This window comes from Phormidium sp. CCY1219, assembly GCF_055795085.1.
Map to the genome: position 1 here is coordinate 1 of NZ_JAYFEQ010000194.1, position 308 is coordinate 308.

Annotated in this window: 1 protein-coding gene; it reads left to right on the forward strand. The window is 44.5% G+C overall.

All coding sequences use genetic code 11. The features are described from left to right. A partial coding sequence (locus tag AC0QH1_RS01265) for a hypothetical protein (RefSeq protein ID WP_324628931.1) occupies positions 1 to 196 on the forward strand: 196 nt, incomplete at its 5' end. Positions 197 to 308: the final 112 nt, after the last annotated feature.

The following is a 308-nucleotide window of genomic DNA, read 5'->3' on the forward strand; positions in this document are numbered from 1 at the left end:
TACTTCGGAGGTGCAAGCGCGGTTGGGACTATTCGGCAGCGGATCGCATCAAGAAAGAGACCTGCTATATTTCACCATCACCACGCGATCGGTGGGAAAAAACTCTACCGATGAACGCAATAGTTATTTATCCCTAGCCCAATCCCCGGGATGGGAAAAAACTATTCCGATGAGCGGAATAGTTATTTATGCTTAGTCCAACTCCAGGGATGGAAAAAAACTATTCCGATAAGCGGAATAGTTATTTATGCTTAGCCCAATTCCCGGGATGGGAAAAAAACTATTCCGATGAGCGGAATAGTTATTTA